At 60.4% G+C, this 14,715-nt stretch carries 17 protein-coding genes, 1 tRNA gene and 1 pseudogene; 10 read left to right on the top strand and 9 right to left on the bottom strand.

What is annotated here, in order from left to right; all coding sequences use genetic code 11:
• Nucleotides 1-108: 108 nt before the first annotated feature.
• Complete coding sequence (locus C3Y91_RS18335; protein ID WP_168575664.1) at nt 109-375, bottom strand: hypothetical protein; 267 nt, start codon at nt 373-375, stop codon at nt 109-111.
• Nucleotides 376-497: 122 nt separating this feature from the next.
• Between C3Y91_RS18335 and crcB the strand changes: the two genes are divergently transcribed.
• The 7 genes from crcB (at nt 498) to C3Y91_RS18370 (ending at nt 6,106) form a co-directional block, all read left to right on the top strand.
• A complete protein-coding gene (crcB, locus tag C3Y91_RS18340; RefSeq protein ID WP_018485897.1) occupies nt 498-875 on the top strand; it encodes a fluoride efflux transporter CrcB in 378 nt (125 codons plus the stop codon).
• Between the two features lie 94 nt (nt 876-969).
• Nucleotides 970-1,962, top strand: a complete 993-nt coding sequence (locus C3Y91_RS18345) for an RluA family pseudouridine synthase (protein ID WP_018072213.1) — start codon at nt 970-972, stop codon at nt 1,960-1,962.
• Nucleotides 1,959-2,612 carry an HAD-IA family hydrolase gene (locus C3Y91_RS18350; protein WP_018072212.1) on the top strand — a complete coding sequence of 218 codons (654 nt, stop codon included), beginning with the start codon at nt 1,959-1,961 and terminating at the stop codon, nt 2,610-2,612. The genes C3Y91_RS18345 and C3Y91_RS18350 overlap by 4 nt, the downstream gene beginning before the upstream one ends.
• Before the next feature lie 9 nt (nt 2,613-2,621).
• Entirely contained in the window at nt 2,622-3,407 is a 786-nt protein-coding gene (locus C3Y91_RS18355) for an ATP12 family chaperone protein (protein WP_024321787.1), read from the top strand.
• 67 nt (nt 3,408-3,474) lie between these two features.
• On the top strand, nt 3,475-3,933 hold the full coding sequence (locus tag C3Y91_RS18360; protein ID WP_020397551.1) for a calponin homology domain-containing protein: 459 nt from the start codon (nt 3,475-3,477) through the stop codon (nt 3,931-3,933).
• A gap of 107 nt (nt 3,934-4,040) precedes the next feature.
• Nucleotides 4,041-5,573: an acyl-CoA carboxylase subunit beta gene (locus tag C3Y91_RS18365; protein WP_018072209.1), complete on the top strand. Its 1,533-nt coding sequence runs from the start codon at nt 4,041-4,043 to the stop codon at nt 5,571-5,573.
• A 140-nt stretch (nt 5,574-5,713) separates the two neighbouring features.
• Nucleotides 5,714-6,106 (top strand): DoxX family protein, encoded by a 393-nt coding sequence (locus tag C3Y91_RS18370; RefSeq protein WP_003559672.1) that lies wholly within the window; start codon nt 5,714-5,716, stop codon nt 6,104-6,106.
• A 42-nt stretch (nt 6,107-6,148) separates the two neighbouring features.
• Here the strand turns inward: C3Y91_RS18370 and sugE are convergent, their stop codons facing one another.
• From sugE to C3Y91_RS18385, 3 genes are all read right to left on the bottom strand, one after another.
• Nucleotides 6,149-6,463: a quaternary ammonium compound efflux SMR transporter SugE gene (sugE, locus tag C3Y91_RS18375; RefSeq protein WP_018072208.1), complete on the bottom strand. Its 315-nt coding sequence runs from the start codon at nt 6,461-6,463 to the stop codon at nt 6,149-6,151.
• A gap of 212 nt (nt 6,464-6,675) precedes the next feature.
• Nucleotides 6,676-7,143, bottom strand: coding sequence for a YaiI/YqxD family protein (locus tag C3Y91_RS18380; RefSeq protein WP_168575665.1), 468 nt, complete (start codon nt 7,141-7,143; stop codon nt 6,676-6,678).
• Between the two features lie 43 nt (nt 7,144-7,186).
• A complete protein-coding gene (locus tag C3Y91_RS18385) occupies nt 7,187-7,549 on the bottom strand; it encodes a hypothetical protein (protein ID WP_020397550.1) in 363 nt (120 codons plus the stop codon).
• 225 nt (nt 7,550-7,774) lie between these two features.
• Between C3Y91_RS18385 and C3Y91_RS18390 the strand changes: the two genes are divergently transcribed.
• Nucleotides 7,775-8,212 (top strand): hypothetical protein, encoded by a 438-nt coding sequence (locus tag C3Y91_RS18390; RefSeq protein ID WP_018072205.1) that lies wholly within the window; start codon nt 7,775-7,777, stop codon nt 8,210-8,212.
• A 4-nt stretch (nt 8,213-8,216) separates the two neighbouring features.
• On the opposite strand, the gene C3Y91_RS18395 is transcribed toward C3Y91_RS18390, so the two are convergent.
• The 5 genes from C3Y91_RS18395 to C3Y91_RS18415 form a co-directional block, all read right to left on the bottom strand.
• On the bottom strand, nt 8,217-9,344 hold the full coding sequence (locus tag C3Y91_RS18395; protein WP_018072204.1) for an S-(hydroxymethyl)glutathione dehydrogenase/class III alcohol dehydrogenase: 1,128 nt from the start codon (nt 9,342-9,344) through the stop codon (nt 8,217-8,219).
• Nucleotides 9,345-9,458: 114 nt separating this feature from the next.
• The gene (locus C3Y91_RS18400) at nt 9,459-11,468 is read right to left on the bottom strand and encodes an acetyl-CoA carboxylase biotin carboxylase subunit (protein ID WP_168575666.1); all 2,010 of its coding nucleotides are present in this window, start codon (nt 11,466-11,468) and stop codon (nt 9,459-9,461) included.
• Between the two features lie 75 nt (nt 11,469-11,543).
• A complete protein-coding gene (locus C3Y91_RS18405) occupies nt 11,544-12,248 on the bottom strand; it encodes a hypothetical protein (protein WP_018072202.1) in 705 nt (234 codons plus the stop codon).
• Between the two features lie 97 nt (nt 12,249-12,345).
• Complete coding sequence (locus tag C3Y91_RS18410) at nt 12,346-13,296, bottom strand: DMT family transporter (protein WP_018072201.1); 951 nt, start codon at nt 13,294-13,296, stop codon at nt 12,346-12,348.
• 98 nt (nt 13,297-13,394) lie between these two features.
• Nucleotides 13,395-13,479, bottom strand: a tRNA-Leu gene (locus tag C3Y91_RS18415).
• A 182-nt stretch (nt 13,480-13,661) separates the two neighbouring features.
• Here C3Y91_RS18415 and lipB point away from each other — a divergent pair.
• Nucleotides 13,662-14,381 carry a lipoyl(octanoyl) transferase LipB gene (lipB, locus tag C3Y91_RS18420; protein ID WP_018072200.1) on the top strand — a complete coding sequence of 240 codons (720 nt, stop codon included), beginning with the start codon at nt 13,662-13,664 and terminating at the stop codon, nt 14,379-14,381.
• Between the two features lie 260 nt (nt 14,382-14,641).
• Nucleotides 14,642-14,715: pseudogene (locus tag C3Y91_RS38575) on the top strand (methyltransferase family protein); the annotation flags it as partial.

Genomic DNA, 14,715 nt, shown 5'->3' on the forward strand with positions numbered 1-14,715 from the left:
TGCTACAGCGTCCTTTGCGCGTCTGAAAAGACGCGCGGCGCCGTCGTTAAAACAAAAAGCCCGCGACTGTCATCGCAGTCGCGGGCTTTCGTTTGGAAGGCGATCGCCTCAGAAATCTTCGTAGGATCGGAGCGCCTGTTTCAGGCCGGCCTGCGGCTGGCGGTTGCCCTTGGCCATCAGGTCGAGTGCCACTTCGGTCGACTGGATGATGCTGGAGGGCTCGTCTATTTCCTCAGTGCCTTCGGCCTTCAACTGCCGGTCGGCCACGCGCCGTGCGTCGCGCGCCGCAGTGCTCGTCGCGACACGCTGCGGGATTCGGAGCGACTCGAAAGCAATGGCGGCGGTGTTGGCCGATACGAACAGGAGCTGGGTCATGCCAGTCACCGTATCGGCATGATCTTGGTGCCCTCATAAGAAAATCATTGGCATTTTACAAAATGGTAAGAATTCATATGAGCTCGATTGGAATCACTTTCGCAACGCGGTAAATCCGGCTCATGATCCAGGCTCTCCTTGTCGCCTTCGGCGGCGCTATCGGTTCCGTTCTCAGGTATTATGTCGGCCAGTGGGCGCTGAGACTGATGGGGCCGGCATTCCCCTGGGGCACGCTTGCCGTCAATGTCGTCGGCTGCTTCGTCATCGGCGTCTTCGCCGAGTTGATCGCGCGGAAGTTCAACGCCTCGGTGGAATTGCGCCTCCTGCTGATCACCGGCTTCCTTGGCGGCTTCACTACCTTCTCGGCCTTCTCGCTGGACGCCATCTCGCTGTTCGAGCGCGGCGAGACTGTCGCCGGCGGCATTTATATCGCTGCGAGCGTCGGATTTTCGATGGCGGCCGTCATCGCCGGGCTCGCCACCATGCGCGCTTTGGCCTGATTTCGATTCCGGTTTCCGTTTTGCGTGAAAATGCTCTAAAGGCTGCGGCAAGAACGCCGGCTCGGCCTGCGCTGCAATTTCCGAAAGATTTCTTATGGCTGGCATAGAACATATCAAGATTGAACCTGACGAGGCGGGCATGCGGCTCGACCGCTGGTTCAAGGTGCACTTTCCGGGGCTTGGCTTCGGTCCGCTTCAGAAGCTGCTGCGCTCCGGACAGGTGCGCGTCGACGGCGGACGTGTCAAATCGGATGCGCGCGTGCAGCCCGGCCAGACGGTGCGCGTGCCGCCGCTCGACGTCGATGCGAAGCTGAAATCCGGACCGATCGCCGGCAAGGATCTCAAGCATTCGACGGATTTCGAGCTGCTATCGCGTATGGTGCTGCATGAGGACGAAAAGGTAATCGTGCTCAACAAGCCTCCTGGTCTTGCGGTGCAGGGCGGCTCGGGTGTGGCCAGGCATATCGACCAGATGCTCGAAGCCTGGACCAGTCCGAAGGGCGAGAAGCCGCGGCTCGTTCACCGTCTCGACCGCGACACATCGGGTGTTCTCGTCATCGCCCGCACGCGCGGCGCAGCACAGAAGCTGACGGCCGCCTTCCGCGAGCGCGATACCAAGAAGACCTACTGGGCGCTCGTCAAAGGTGTGCCGCGCAAACACGAGGACAAGATCTCGACCTGGCTCGTCAAGGAGCCGACGATCGATGGCGACCGCATGCGGATCGCCAAACACGGCGAGGACGGAGCAGATCACGCCGTTTCCTTCTATCGCGTGCTCGAAACCGCCGCCCAGAACCTCGCCTGGCTGGAGATGGAACCCTATACTGGACGGACCCATCAGCTGCGTGTGCACGCGCTGCATATCGGCCATCCGATCATCGGCGACCCGAAATATTTCGACGACGATCCGAATTGGGATTTTCCAGGCGGCGTCCAGAAGAAGCTGCATCTGCACGCGCGTCACATCGACATCCCGCACCCCTCAGGTGGGCGCCTGCGCATCAGTGCGCCGCTGCCGTCGCATATGGTGCAGACCTGGAATCTCCTCGGCCTCGATCTCGCCAGCGCCGAAAGGGACGCCGAATGAAACTGGCGCTTTTTGATTGCGATGGCACACTGGTCGATAGTGCCGGTCTGATCCACGAAACCATGCGCAGGACCTTCGATAAGTTCGGCAGGCCGGAACCGCGCTTTGAAGACACCAAAGCCATTATCGGCCTGTCCCTCGATATTGCGATTGCCCGCATGCAGGGCAGGCAGCATGTTGAGCAGCAAGACATCGACATGACGGCGCATTACAAATCGCTGTTCTCGATCGTGCGTCAGGATCTCGACTACAAGGAACCGCTGTTTCCCGGCATCCGCGAGATGATCGACGCGATCAGCGGGCGCGACGACCTGCTGATCGGCGCCGTCACGGGCAAATCCCGCCGCGGGCTCAAGCTCGTGATGGAGACACATGGTTTCGACGGGCATTTCATCGTCGCACGCACCGCCGACGATTGCCCCTCCAAGCCGCATCCAGCCATGGTGACGGAATGCTGCGATGAAACTGGCATGAATGCTGCCGACACCATTGTCATCGGCGATGCGGTTTACGATATGCAGATGGCAAAGGCTGCCGGCGCCAAGGCGATCGGCGTTGCCTGGGGCTATGCCAGCGTGGATGAGCTGATCGCCAACGGCGCTGATGCGATCGCCTACCATCCGAACGAGATATTGCGTCATTTTTCCTGAGGTGAGCCCATGCGCGATCTGCTGAACGACCTTTCCGAAGGCCTGAGCCATCCCGATCCCATCCGCCGCGCGCAGATCCAGATGAAGAAGCCGCTGCCGAAGCGTTTCTATATCGACGTCGCCGTTGCCGAACACGAGGGCGGCTTTGCGATCACGCTCGACGGCAAGATGGTGCGCACGCCGGCACGGCAGGTTCTCGCCGTGCCGACCGAGGCACTCGCGCGGCTTGTCGCTGCCGAATGGCAGGCGCAGGGCGAGGAGATCAATCCTATGAGCATGCCGGTGACGCGGCTCGTCAACACCGCACTCGACGGCGTTGCCGCCAATGCGCAGGCGATCTTCGAAGATATCCTGCGCTTTTCCTCCAGCGACCTCATCTGCTACCGCGCCGAGGAGCCGGAATTGCTGGTCGAGCGCCAGGCCGAGCGCTGGGATCCTGTGATCGACTGGGCGGCGAATGATCTCGGCGCCCGGTTCATCCTCGTCGAAGGGGTGATGCCTCATGAGCAGCCGCGCGAGGCGACGGCCGCCTTCGCCGTCACGCTCGCCAGATATGACAGCCCGATGGCGCTTGCAGCGCTCCACACAGTCACCACGCTGACCGGCTCGGCGATCCTGGCGCTCGCCTTCGCCGAGGGCCGGGTGACGACTGAGGAGGCCTGGTCGCTTGCCCATCTCGACGAGGACTGGACGATCGAGCATTGGGGCAGCGATGAGGAAGCCGAGGAGCGGCGGACCAAGCGCTTTGCCGAGTTCAAAGCCGCAGCGGATGTTTTTTTCGCCCTAAGCGCCTGAAACATATTGCCTTCCAATGCATTATGACGAAGTCTGCGACTCCAACGGGGTGGTGCGGGATTTTGCAATGAATTGGCTGAGGTCGTGTTTTTGCCGGGCCGCACTCGTCTGTATCGCGCTCACGGCCTGCGTCAGCCTCTCGGCCACCAAGCCGGAGGCGCCGGTCTATGATGTGCGCAGTGCCGTCGTTCTCTCCGGCCCGAACATGCCGGCCGAGCTGCTTTCTGGCATCAACGACCGCGTCAACGCCGCGATCAACGCCACCGTGCACGATACCGTGCTGCCGCGGGTGGTGCTGACGATCCGCGTGGTTTCCATCCAAAAGGGCCTCGGCTTCCAGAAGGACCGCAACGTCGCCAAGATCAGCATCGACGCGGCCTCGGTCGAGGACGGCTCGGTCATCGCCGTCAGTGCCTTCGACGTGACCAGCATCGCTGCCGATCCCAAGCTTGCCGACGAGATCCTGGCCGAGGACGTCGCAGCAAGGATACGCTCGGTTTTCTCGCTCAGCGGGCGCGGGCGCTAAATAGTTAGAGCATGATGTTGTCCGAAAACCGCGCACACTTTTCGGCATCATGGTCTAGCGCATAATCTAACCGCCGGATTGCCGCCCGCAGCGGCGAGGGAGATCGCATGAAGGAAATTCTCGAGGAACTGGAACGGCGCCGCGGCATCGCCCGCCTCGGCGGCGGCGAGGCGCGCATCGACGCCCAGCACAAGCGCGGCAAGCTGACGGCGCGCGAGCGCATCGACCTCTTCCTCGACGAAGGCTCGTTTGAGGAGTTCGACATGTTCGTCGAACACCGCTCCACCGATTTCGGCATGGATAAGAGCCGGATTGCCGGCGACGGCGTCGTCACCGGTTGGGGCACGGTCAACGGCCGCACGGTGTTCGTCTTCGCCAAGGACTTCACCGTCTTCGGCGGCTCGCTATCGGAAGCGCATGCCGAGAAGATCATGAAGGTGCAGGACATGGCGCTGAAGAACCGCGCGCCGATCGTCGGTATCTATGATGCGGGCGGCGCCCGTATCCAGGAAGGCGTGGCGGCTCTCGGCGGTTATGCGGAGGTATTCCAGCGCAATGTGCTCGCCTCCGGCGTCATACCGCAGATCTCGGTGATCATGGGTCCCTGCGCCGGCGGCGATGTCTATTCGCCTGCTATGACCGACTTCATCTTCATGGTGCGGGACACCTCCTACATGTTCGTTACCGGTCCCGATGTGGTGAAAACCGTCACCAACGAGACGGTGACGGCAGAAGAACTCGGCGGCGCTATCGTGCATACGGTGCGCTCGTCGATTGCCGACGGCGCCTACGACAATGATGTCGAAACCTTGCTGCAGGTACGCCGGCTGATCGATTTCTTGCCGCTTTCGAATACCGCGCCGCTGCCCGAGATCGAATGTTACCAGTCGGTGACAGAGGTCGACATGTCGCTCGATACGCTGGTGCCGGCGAGCTCCAACAAGCCTTACGACATCAAGGAACTGATCCGGAAGGTGGCGGACGAGGGGGACTTCTTCGAGATCCAGGCGAGCTTTGCCGGAAATATCGTCTGCGGCTTTGGCCGCGTCGAAGGCTCCACCGTCGGTTTCGTGGCCAACCAGCCGATGGTGCTGGCCGGCGTTCTCGACAGCGACGCCTCGCGCAAGGCGGCCCGTTTCGTGCGCTTCTGCGACTGCTTCAACATTCCGATCGTCACCTTCGTCGACGTGCCGGGCTTCCTGCCGGGGACGGCGCAGGAATATGGCGGCCTCATCAAGCACGGCGCCAAGCTGCTCTTTGCCTATGCCGAGGCGACGGTTCCGAAACTCACCGTCATCACCCGCAAGGCCTTCGGCGGCGCCTATGACGTGATGGCGTCGAAGCATCTGCGTGGCGACCTCAACTATGCCTGGCCGACGGCGCAGATCGCCGTGATGGGCGCCAGGGGTGCCGTCGAGATCATCTTCCGCAAGGATATCGCCGATCCCGAAAAGATCGCCGCACATACGAAAATGTACGAGGACCGGTTTCTCTCACCGTTCGTCGCCGCCGAGCGCGGTTATGTCGATGAGGTAATCATGCCGCACTCGACCCGCCGGCGGCTGGCGCGCGGTCTGAAGATGCTGCGCAATAAGGATCTCGCCAATCCGTGGAAGAAACACGACAACATCCCGCTTTGACGGCTGGCCGCCGAATAAAAGTGTTCGGTCAGGTGTTTAGCCACTGTCGAAAATGTGAACGGCCGTCAGTGATCCGTGTGTTCAATCCTTGCCGAGGACAGGCTAACGCTCGACTCTTATTGTTTTAAAGGAGAGGTTTAATGTCAACTTTCGAGCGTCTTTCTGCCTATCGCCCCTATGGGCTGGCCGCTCTCAGAATCATCACCGCGCTGCTGTTCATCGAACACGGCACGATGAAGCTTTTCGCTTTCCCGGCTGCGCAGATGGCCGGCCCGTTGCCGCCGCTGATGCTTTTCGCCGCCCTTCTTGAGCTGATCGGCGGTATCCTCATTCTCGTCGGCCTGCTGACGCGCCCTGTCGCCTTCCTCCTAGCCGGCGAAATGGCGGTTGCCTATTTCATGGCGCATGCCCCGAACAGCTTCTTCCCAGCCGTCAACCAGGGCGACGCCGCGATCCTGTTCTGCTTCGTTTTCCTCTACCTGTTCTTCTCCGGTCCCGGCGCTTTTGCCGTCGATAACCGCAAGGCAGCCTGAACGATACACTGAGGGGCGTCGGCGACGCCCCTCAACCTCACATCAGGCGGTAAGCTTGAGACCGGCGATGCCGGCGACAATCAGCGTGATGCAGGCAAGACGGGAGACACTTGCCTCATCGCCAAGCAGCCAGATGCCGAGAAATACGGTGCCGACCGTGCCGATGCCGGTCCAGACCGCATAGGCGGTGCCGATCGGCAGGTGCTTCACGGCCAAGCCGAGCAGCACGATGCTCACTACCATGGATATGACGGTCAGCGCCGTCGGCAGCGGCCGAGTGAAGCCATCGGTATATTTAAGGCCGATCGCCCAACCACATTCAAAAAGACCGGCGAGAAAAAGCAGAAACCAGGCCATGCGACTCTCCTTGTTCAAGAGCGAGGCCGTCCCCGCGACAGTGGCATCCTAGGGATGCCGCAGTCGTCTGCGATAACGCTTATATGCGTGAGGAGGCGGCGGTATTCAAGGTCGGAATCAGCACAGCTGCCATGCCAGCCGTTTCTTGCAGCCTACAGCGCCGCGCGTCTTTTAGACGTGCAAAGGACGCTGTAGCACCTTTAGTTGCTGTATCACGGCTGCCCACCAGCCTCCGCGGCAAGGCTTTTGGCGCGGCGGCAGAGGCGATCGAAGGTTTCGAGGAAGCGTGAGCGGTCTTTCGGGCTGAAGGCGGCGTTGTAGCCCTTGCTCTCGCCGGTTTCGCGCAGGTGCGAGCCGAGATCGCGCATGGCGCTCGCCATGCCGATATTGGTCTCGTCGAAAACGCGTCCTGTGGGTCTACTGACGAAGGCGCCGGTGGCGACACAGCGCACGGCAAGCGGCACATCGGCGGTGACAACGACATCGCCCGCGCCGGCGCGTTCGGCGATCCAGTTGTCGGCGGCGTCAAAGGCGTTGGAGACGATGACGTTGTGGATCATCGGATCGCGCGAGGGGCGCAGGCCTGAATTGGCAACGAATGTGACTTCGAGGCTGAGACGTTCGGCCACCTTCAGGATTTCCGGCTTCACCGGGCAGGCATCGGCATCGACATAGATCAACGGCTGTTTACCTCATTCAATGCCGACGCCTGATACGCGCGGTTTACTCGCGAGTCCAGATTTCGCTCGCAACCTTTTCCGAGCCGCCATAGGTCCAGACACCCTGCCAGCTGCCGTCCGGCTGCTCGAAATACATGGCGATGCCGAAATTCTCCTTGGAGACGTAACCGACGGAGATCGCTGTGTCCTCGTCGCTTGCCGGACCCATTTCGAAACGATCGCCGCTGAATTTTGCGCCGAGGCCGGTGCCGATCGACTCGTTCTTGCCGATCATCCAGTCGACAATATAGGTCTCGCCGTTGCGAAGCACTTTGACGGTGCCCTGATACTTGCTGCCGTCCTCGCTGGTGCCGGCGACCTTGTAGGAACCTGTGGGGTCCGCAAGTGCGATGGCAGGCAGTAACACAAATGCACAAGCCGAAATAATAGTCCGAAAAATCATAGGGTCCCCCTTTTTGGCGAAGCATGATTGCCAGCACCGAAGCGGTAACATGAAAGGGCTTCACACTTGGTGAAGCCTTGCCAAATCTGTCATTGTTATTTTGACGATGTAACCGCCGATCGTCTGGATTTCAGCTTGCTAACCATTTCGTCTTGATTTCTTGCCCATCAAGCCGGGGTCCCTACGCATATGCTCAAGACATTCCTTGTTGCTTCCATAACCATCTTGATCGCTGGCTGGCAGACACAGGCTGCTGCAATACGGTGCGAGAGGATCGTGAAGGGCAGAGCCGTTGAAGCAACGAACGTCGAGCGCGATAGCACCGGAAATTTGACGGTTTCAACGGAAAAGATCGACTTTGTTGCCGATGAGAATGGGCCGCTTGAGAAGTCTAAGGCGACAGTCATCTTCCACTCGCTCACACACGAGAACGGCGACGACGGCCCATTCGTCTCAACCTTCCTTTTGGATAGCCGCTATAATTCGCCGATCCTGAAAAAGGAGCTGCTCTATTCGCCGATCACCTACTACTTAAACTGGGGTCGGGGCACGCTCTCTTCTGTCTATCTCGACTATACGGGTAAAGCGAACCTGCTTGAAGATTGGACGTGTGGCCGCCTCGACTAAATACTCAGTACACCACCACGCCGCGGATGCTTTTGCCCGAATGCATCAGCTCGAAGCCCTTGTTGATGTCTTCGAGCGGCATGGTGTGGGTGATCATCGGATCGATCTGGATCTTGCCTTGCATGTACCATTCGACGATCTTCGGCACGTCGGTGCGCCCGCGCGCGCCGCCGAAGGCGGTGCCCATCCAGTTGCGGCCGGTGACCAGCTGGAACGGGCGGGTGGAGATTTCCTGGCCGGCGCCGGCAACGCCGATGATAACCGACTTGCCCCAGCCGCGGTGCGATGCTTCCAGTGCCTGGCGCATCACCTTGGTGTTGCCGGTGCAGTCGAAGGTGTAGTCGGCGCCGCCGATCAGGTCGCCGTTGCGTTTGGTCAGGTTGACGAGGTAAGGCACGATGTCGTCACCGACCTCCTTCGGATTGACGAAGTGGGTCATGCCGAACTTTTCGCCCCAGGCCTTGCGATCATTGTTGATATCGACGCCGATGATCATGTCGGCACCGGCAAGCTTCAGACCCTGAAGCACGTTGAGACCGATGCCACCGAGACCGAAGACGATCGCCGTGGCGCCGATCTCGACCTTGGCGGTATTGATGACCGCGCCGATGCCGGTGGTCACGCCGCAGCCGATGTAGCAGATCTTGTCGAACGGCGCGTCGGGGTTGACCTTGGCAAGGGCGATCTCCGGCAGCACGGTGAAGTTCGAAAAGGTCGAGCACCCCATATAGTGGTGGATCTTGTCCTTGCCGATCGAAAAGCGCGAGGTGCCGTCCGGCATCAAGCCTTGCCCCTGGGTTGATCGAATCGAGGTACAGAGATTGGTCTTGCGGGAAAGGCAGGAATAGCACTCGCGGCATTCCGGGGTGTAGAGCGGAATGACATGGTCGCCCTTCTTGACCGAGGTGACGCCGGGACCGACATCGACGACGATGCCGGCGCCCTCATGGCCGAGGATCGCCGGGAAGAGGCCTTCGGGATCGGCGCCCGACAAGGTGAAATCGTCAGTATGGCAGATGCCCGTCGCCTTGACCTCGACCAGCACTTCGCCGGCCCGCGGCCCCTCCAGCTGCACGGTCATCACTTCCAGCGGTTTTCCTGCCTGAACGGCAACGGCGGCGCGAACGTCCATCTTGATATCTCCCTGTCGATTTTTGTTGGTTCCCAGCTGATTTATCGGGCTGAGCTTGGCATGGTCGGCGAATTCGGCTCAAGCGAAAACGGCCGGTCGCCCGGTCTTTTCCTCTCAGGCGAATTCCATGATCACGGCATCGACGGCCAGGCTTTCACCGGCTGCGGCATTGATCTTCGAGACGACGAGATCACGGTCGGCGCGCAGCACGTTCTCCATCTTCATCGCTTCGACGATCGCAAGCGTCTCACCGGCCTTGACCTCCTGGCCCTCGGCAACCGCGATGGCGACGACGAGGCCGGGCATCGGGCAGAGCAGGAGCTTGGAGGTATCGGGCGGCAGCTTCACCGGCATCAGCCTGTCGAGTTCGGCATGACGCGGCGAAAAGACCTTGGCAATCACCGAAAGCCCCTGCCAGTCGATACGCAACCCGTTCGGAACGGGGCGAATCTGCGCGGTAACGTCGCGACCGCCGACCTTGCCGCTCCAGACCGGGTCGCCTGGTCTCCAATCGGTGACAACGCTGTTGTTCTCGCCCTCGATCGCGATGTCCATATCGAAGGGGATGGTGACGAGACCGTCGAGCAATCGTGCCGCGACGTACTTGTCGCCAATCTTGATCACCCAGTGCTCGCGCAGCGCGCCCGATGCAGCGCGCAGGCGATCGGCGAAACGTTCACGACGGTTCGCCTCGATCAACGAGGCGGAGAGGGCGATCGCGGCAAGCACGGCGTCTTCCGACTGCTCCGGTTTCATCGGCGCGAAGCCGTCAGGATATTCCTCGGCGATGAAGCCTGTGGAAAGCCGGCCCTCGCGCCAGCGCGGATGTTTCATCAGCGCCGACAGGAAAGGAACATTGTGCTCGATGCCATCGACGACGAAGCCGTCGAGCGCCCGGCCCATGGCGTCGATCGCCTCGAGCCGTGTCGGCGCCCAGGTGCAGAGCTTGGCGATCATCGGATCGTAATACATCGAAATCTCGGCACCCTCGAAGACGCCGGTATCGTTGCGGACGACGACATTGCCGGTCTTGCCTTCCGCCGGCGGGCGGTAACGCGTCAGGCGGCCGATCGAGGGCAGGAAGTTGCGGTAGGAATCTTCGGCATAGAGCCGGCTCTCGATCGCCCATCCGTCGAGCCTGATGTCCTCCTGAGTAAAGGGAAGGGGCTCTCCCGCTGCGACCCGGATCATCTGCTCGACAAGATCGATGCCGGTGATGAGTTCGGTCACGGGATGTTCGACCTGCAGGCGGGTGTTCATTTCGAGGAAATAGAAATTGCGATCGCGGTCGACGATGAATTCGACGGTGCCGGCGCTCTGGTAATCGACGGCCTTGGCGAGCGCCACCGATTGCTCGCCCATCGCCTTGCGGGTGGCCTCATCGAGGAAGGGCGAGGGCGCCTCTTCCGCCACCTTCTGGTTCCGCCGCTGGATCGAGCATTCACGTTCGCCGAGATAGACGACGTTGCCATGCGCGTCGGCCAGCACCTGGATCTCGATATGGCGTGGCTCGACGATGTATTTCTCGATGAAGACGCGGTCGTCACCGAAGGAGCTTTTCGCCTCGGAGCGGGCACGCTCGAAGCCGTCGCGCACTTCTGCCTGGTTCCATGCAATGCGCATGCCCTTGCCGCCGCCGCCAGCCGATGCCTTGATCATGACGGGATAACCGATCCCGCCAGCGATTACCTCCGCATGGGCCGCATCCTCGATGATGCCAAGATGGCCGGGCACTGTGGATACACCGGCGGCATTGGCGAATTTCTTCGATTCGATCTTGTCGCCCATCGCCATGATGGCCTTCGGCTTCGGGCCGATGAAGACGATACCCTGTTTTTCCAGTTCGGCGCAGAAGGAGGCGCGTTCGGACAGGAAGCCGTAGCCGGGATGCACCGCCTCGGCGCCCGTCGCCTTGCAGGCCGCGATGATCTTTTCGGCAGCCAGATAACTCTCCGACGCTGCGGCGGGGCCGATATGCACAGCCTCGTCAGCCATCTCGACATGCAGCGCGTCCCGATCCGCATCCGAATAGACCGCGACGGTCAGAATTCCCATGCGGCGCGCAGTCTTGATCACGCGGCAGGCGATTTCGCCGCGATTCGCGATCAGGATTTTCTTGAACATCGAGACTCCACCCAGAAATGCATCCCGGAGTTTTACGCACAAAACACCGGAACGCACAATCAGGCTTGCGGAGCGTCAGGCGACAGCGGCTGCCGAGACTGGTTCCTCGTCGACGATGCGCAGCCAGCGGCTGCGACGCGGCTCGGCATAATCGCGCAGCTCGACGGCGGCCATGATCCCCGCCCAGTGCGGATGATTGGCGCCAGCCAGCGTTGCCCGCTCGATCTGCTGGAGCACGCCGTATTCGACCGACGAGACGGGGATGACGCCGCCTTCGGCCACGCTTCTGAAGATGCGCATCGCAAAATCGACGTCCTGACGGGAGATGCCCCGGCGATCGATGGCACGCGACAGCTTGTAGCCACCGATATTGTCGGTGATCGCCAGGCGGAGCTGATCGAGGGCGAGCGCTCTCAACTCGCCCGGGACATCGGCCGAGATCTCCATGACGTGAAGAATGAGCTCGAGTTCCAGCGCCGAGTTGACGACACCATCGGTCGTAAACATGCGCATGATCCAGGCGACGTTGATTTCATCAAGCGAGCCTTGCGGATACGTGTAATGGACGATGAAACCGGCGAGCTGCTCCACAAAGAAAGCGTTCCAAGCGGCACATTTTTCAGGGCAGGAATTGTTGAGCGCCAACATCGCCACGACATCGTCTGATGTCCGGATGCCCTGCGGGAAGGCATGTTTGCGCAGCAGTATCATATCTTCGGCCGTCAGCCGATGCTTGCCGGCCACGACACAGGCCGGAAAAGCGAGACGAAATTCGCTCATGTTTTAACTCCAGGCTTCATCATGAAACCGGAGACAGTTTTAGCGCCTGCGAATTGACGATCCCTCAAGAAGAGGAGTTAACCCGATATTCCCGAGGTCAGGAAGATTTTAACGATTGCGCCTGCAGCCGCTCGCGCCAGATGATGAAGAGGCCTGACGCAACGATGATGAAGATGCCGATCCATTTGGAAAAGCTCGGGAAATCGTTGAACAACGCATAACCGAGAACGGTCGCCGAGATGATCTCGAAGTACTGGAACGGCGCAAGCAGCGACAGCGGCGCGAGACGAAAAGCCCGGACCACGAGCATATGCGCATATCCCGAGATCGTGCCGAGGGCGAGAAGCAGGACAAGGCCGAGACCGGAGGAGGGGAGGGAGACAGCAAAATCGGCATTGCCGGAACTGCTACCGACGAGAAGGGCGGCCGCCATGAAGACCGTTCCGCCGATGCCGGCCATCGTCTGCATGGTCAACGGCGAATCGGCCTCGCCGATGGCGCGGTTGAGAAAGAGATAGAGCGAGAACAGAAAGGCGCAGGCGACCGGCAGCAGCGCCTTCAAGCCGAAAATCTCGTAGCTTGGCTGAATGACGATCATCGCGCCGCCGAAACCGACGACGATCGCTGTCCAGCGCCGCCAGCCGACTTTGTCGCCGAGAAACAGCGCAGACAGGGCGGTCAGCATGAAGGGCTCGACGAAATAGATAGCGAAGACGTCGGCGAGCGGCATGTATTTGACGGCGACGAAGAAAAGCAGGCTCGCAGCACCATGCAGCACACCGCGCAGCAGGTTCATCCATGGCCGTTTGGCCGACAGCGCCTTCGGCCCGAAAAGGGCGAAAAGAATCGGCAGGGTGCAGGCAATCTGGAAGAAGAATCGGTAGAAGGTCACCTGACCCGGCGACATCGCCTCGAAGGTCGCCATATATTTGGCGATCGCATCCATTGTCGGCAGGATGAGCATGGCGCCGGACATGATGGCCATGCCCTGCAGGGAATTTTGGTGGGGCTCTGACATGGCTGCTGATTCTTGGGAGGATGACGCCATCAACCATGAGAAGGCCGGGCAATCAAGCCGAGCAATCGCAAATGGTTTCGAGGTGAAAAACGAAATCGTCGCTTAGAGAGCGTTTCCCTGAAGAGAAATGGTGCGGTCGAGAAGACTCGAACTTCCACGGGTTGCCCCACAGCGACCTCAACGCTGCGCGTCTACCAATTCCGCCACGACCGCATCGTGGTAGGTGCCGATTTGCGTCGGCGGGGCAGCATGTAGCAAAAGCATCTGGGGTGCACAAGGGCGATGTGACAGTTTTTTTGAAAACCGGTCACAGCATTTGAATTGGCCTCGAAACGGGTCCATATAGCTGTCCTGCCGCCCCTATTTCACAGGCATTTCGGGGAGAGCGGCAAGGAATGGCCATGCTTCGCACTGATCTCGAATTCTCCATGCTTCCCCAACTCGGCACCCGGCCGGTCCGCTGGCGCATCGCCGATGACCTCGTTCCCTATGAGGAGGCGGTGGAGACGATGGAGCGCGAGGTGGCGGTGATATCGGATGGCGGTGATGAGCTCGTCTGGCTCGTCGAACATCCGCCGCTCTATACTGCCGGCACCAGCGCCAATAAGAGGGACCTCGTCCAGCCGGACCGTTTTCCGGTCTTTGCGACAGGGCGTGGCGGTGAATATACCTATCATGGACCCGGCCAGCGCGTCGCCTATGTCATGCTCGACCTGAAAAGGCGGCGTCAGGACGTGCGCGCCTTCGTTGCCGCCCTTGAAGACGTCGTCATCCGCACGCTCGACATGATGAATGTGCGCGGTGAGCGACGTGAAGATCGCGTCGGCGTCTGGGTGCGCCGGCCGGAAAAGCCATTGCTGGCCGATGGGGCGATGGCCGAGGACAAGATCGCCGCTCTCGGCATAAGGCTGCGGAAATGGGTGACCTTCCACGGACTGTCGCTCAACGTCGATCCCGATCTCGACCATTTCGGCGGCATCGTGCCCTGCGGGATATCAGCCTATGGTGTGACCAGCCTCGTCGATCTTGGCCTGCCGGTGATGATGGCTGATGTCGATATCCGGCTGCGCACCGCCTTCGAGGCGGTTTTCGGCGAAACGACCGGCGAAATCTGACTGATCGCGGCGACCGGGGCAATTTGTATCGGAAAGAAAGGCTGGTTTCGGCTTTTCCCAGGGGAACAATGCTTCGTGGAAGTTTTGGCGGTCGCGCAGCGTTGAGGTCGCTGTCGAGGAAGCCTTGGACGTTCGAGTCTTTCTGCCGTCAGGCTCGGCAATCGCTTCACCGTCAGATCTGAGCCGGTGTTTTAACCGATAATTAGCGGTGGAAAATATATAGGACACCACAGCAGTGTGAATATGGAAGTCCGAGGATAATGAGAAAAAAAGCAGCGGCAAGCTGGTCGTTCCTCGATGTGTATTTCGTTCTCGATATTATCGAGAAGGTTCT

The sequence above is a fragment of the Rhizobium ruizarguesonis genome (genome assembly GCF_012349115.1).
GTDB classification, from domain to species: Bacteria; Pseudomonadota; Alphaproteobacteria; order Rhizobiales; family Rhizobiaceae; genus Rhizobium; species Rhizobium ruizarguesonis.

What these genes read in the sequence shown, in the direction of transcription:
- C3Y91_RS18335 (WP_168575664.1), bottom strand. Translation starts at nt 375, where the DNA reads ATGACCCAGCTCCTGTTCGTATCGGCCAACACCGCCGCCATTGCTTTC.
- crcB (WP_018485897.1), top strand. Translation starts at nt 498, where the DNA reads ATGATCCAGGCTCTCCTTGTCGCCTTCGGCGGCGCTATCGGTTCCGTT.
- C3Y91_RS18345 (WP_018072213.1), top strand. Translation starts at nt 970, where the DNA reads ATGGCTGGCATAGAACATATCAAGATTGAACCTGACGAGGCGGGCATG.
- C3Y91_RS18350 (WP_018072212.1), top strand. Translation starts at nt 1,959, where the DNA reads ATGAAACTGGCGCTTTTTGATTGCGATGGCACACTGGTCGATAGTGCC.
- C3Y91_RS18355 (WP_024321787.1), top strand. Translation starts at nt 2,622, where the DNA reads ATGCGCGATCTGCTGAACGACCTTTCCGAAGGCCTGAGCCATCCCGAT.
- C3Y91_RS18360 (WP_020397551.1), top strand. Translation starts at nt 3,475, where the DNA reads ATGAATTGGCTGAGGTCGTGTTTTTGCCGGGCCGCACTCGTCTGTATC.
- C3Y91_RS18365 (WP_018072209.1), top strand. Translation starts at nt 4,041, where the DNA reads ATGAAGGAAATTCTCGAGGAACTGGAACGGCGCCGCGGCATCGCCCGC.
- C3Y91_RS18370 (WP_003559672.1), top strand. Translation starts at nt 5,714, where the DNA reads ATGTCAACTTTCGAGCGTCTTTCTGCCTATCGCCCCTATGGGCTGGCC.
- sugE (WP_018072208.1), bottom strand. Translation starts at nt 6,463, where the DNA reads ATGGCCTGGTTTCTGCTTTTTCTCGCCGGTCTTTTTGAATGTGGTTGG.
- C3Y91_RS18390 (WP_018072205.1), top strand. Translation starts at nt 7,775, where the DNA reads ATGCTCAAGACATTCCTTGTTGCTTCCATAACCATCTTGATCGCTGGC.
- C3Y91_RS18395 (WP_018072204.1), bottom strand. Translation starts at nt 9,344, where the DNA reads ATGGACGTTCGCGCCGCCGTTGCCGTTCAGGCAGGAAAACCGCTGGAA.
- C3Y91_RS18400 (WP_168575666.1), bottom strand. Translation starts at nt 11,468, where the DNA reads ATGTTCAAGAAAATCCTGATCGCGAATCGCGGCGAAATCGCCTGCCGC.
- C3Y91_RS18405 (WP_018072202.1), bottom strand. Translation starts at nt 12,248, where the DNA reads ATGAGCGAATTTCGTCTCGCTTTTCCGGCCTGTGTCGTGGCCGGCAAG.
- C3Y91_RS18410 (WP_018072201.1), bottom strand. Translation starts at nt 13,296, where the DNA reads ATGGCGTCATCCTCCCAAGAATCAGCAGCCATGTCAGAGCCCCACCAA.
- lipB (WP_018072200.1), top strand. Translation starts at nt 13,662, where the DNA reads ATGGCCATGCTTCGCACTGATCTCGAATTCTCCATGCTTCCCCAACTC.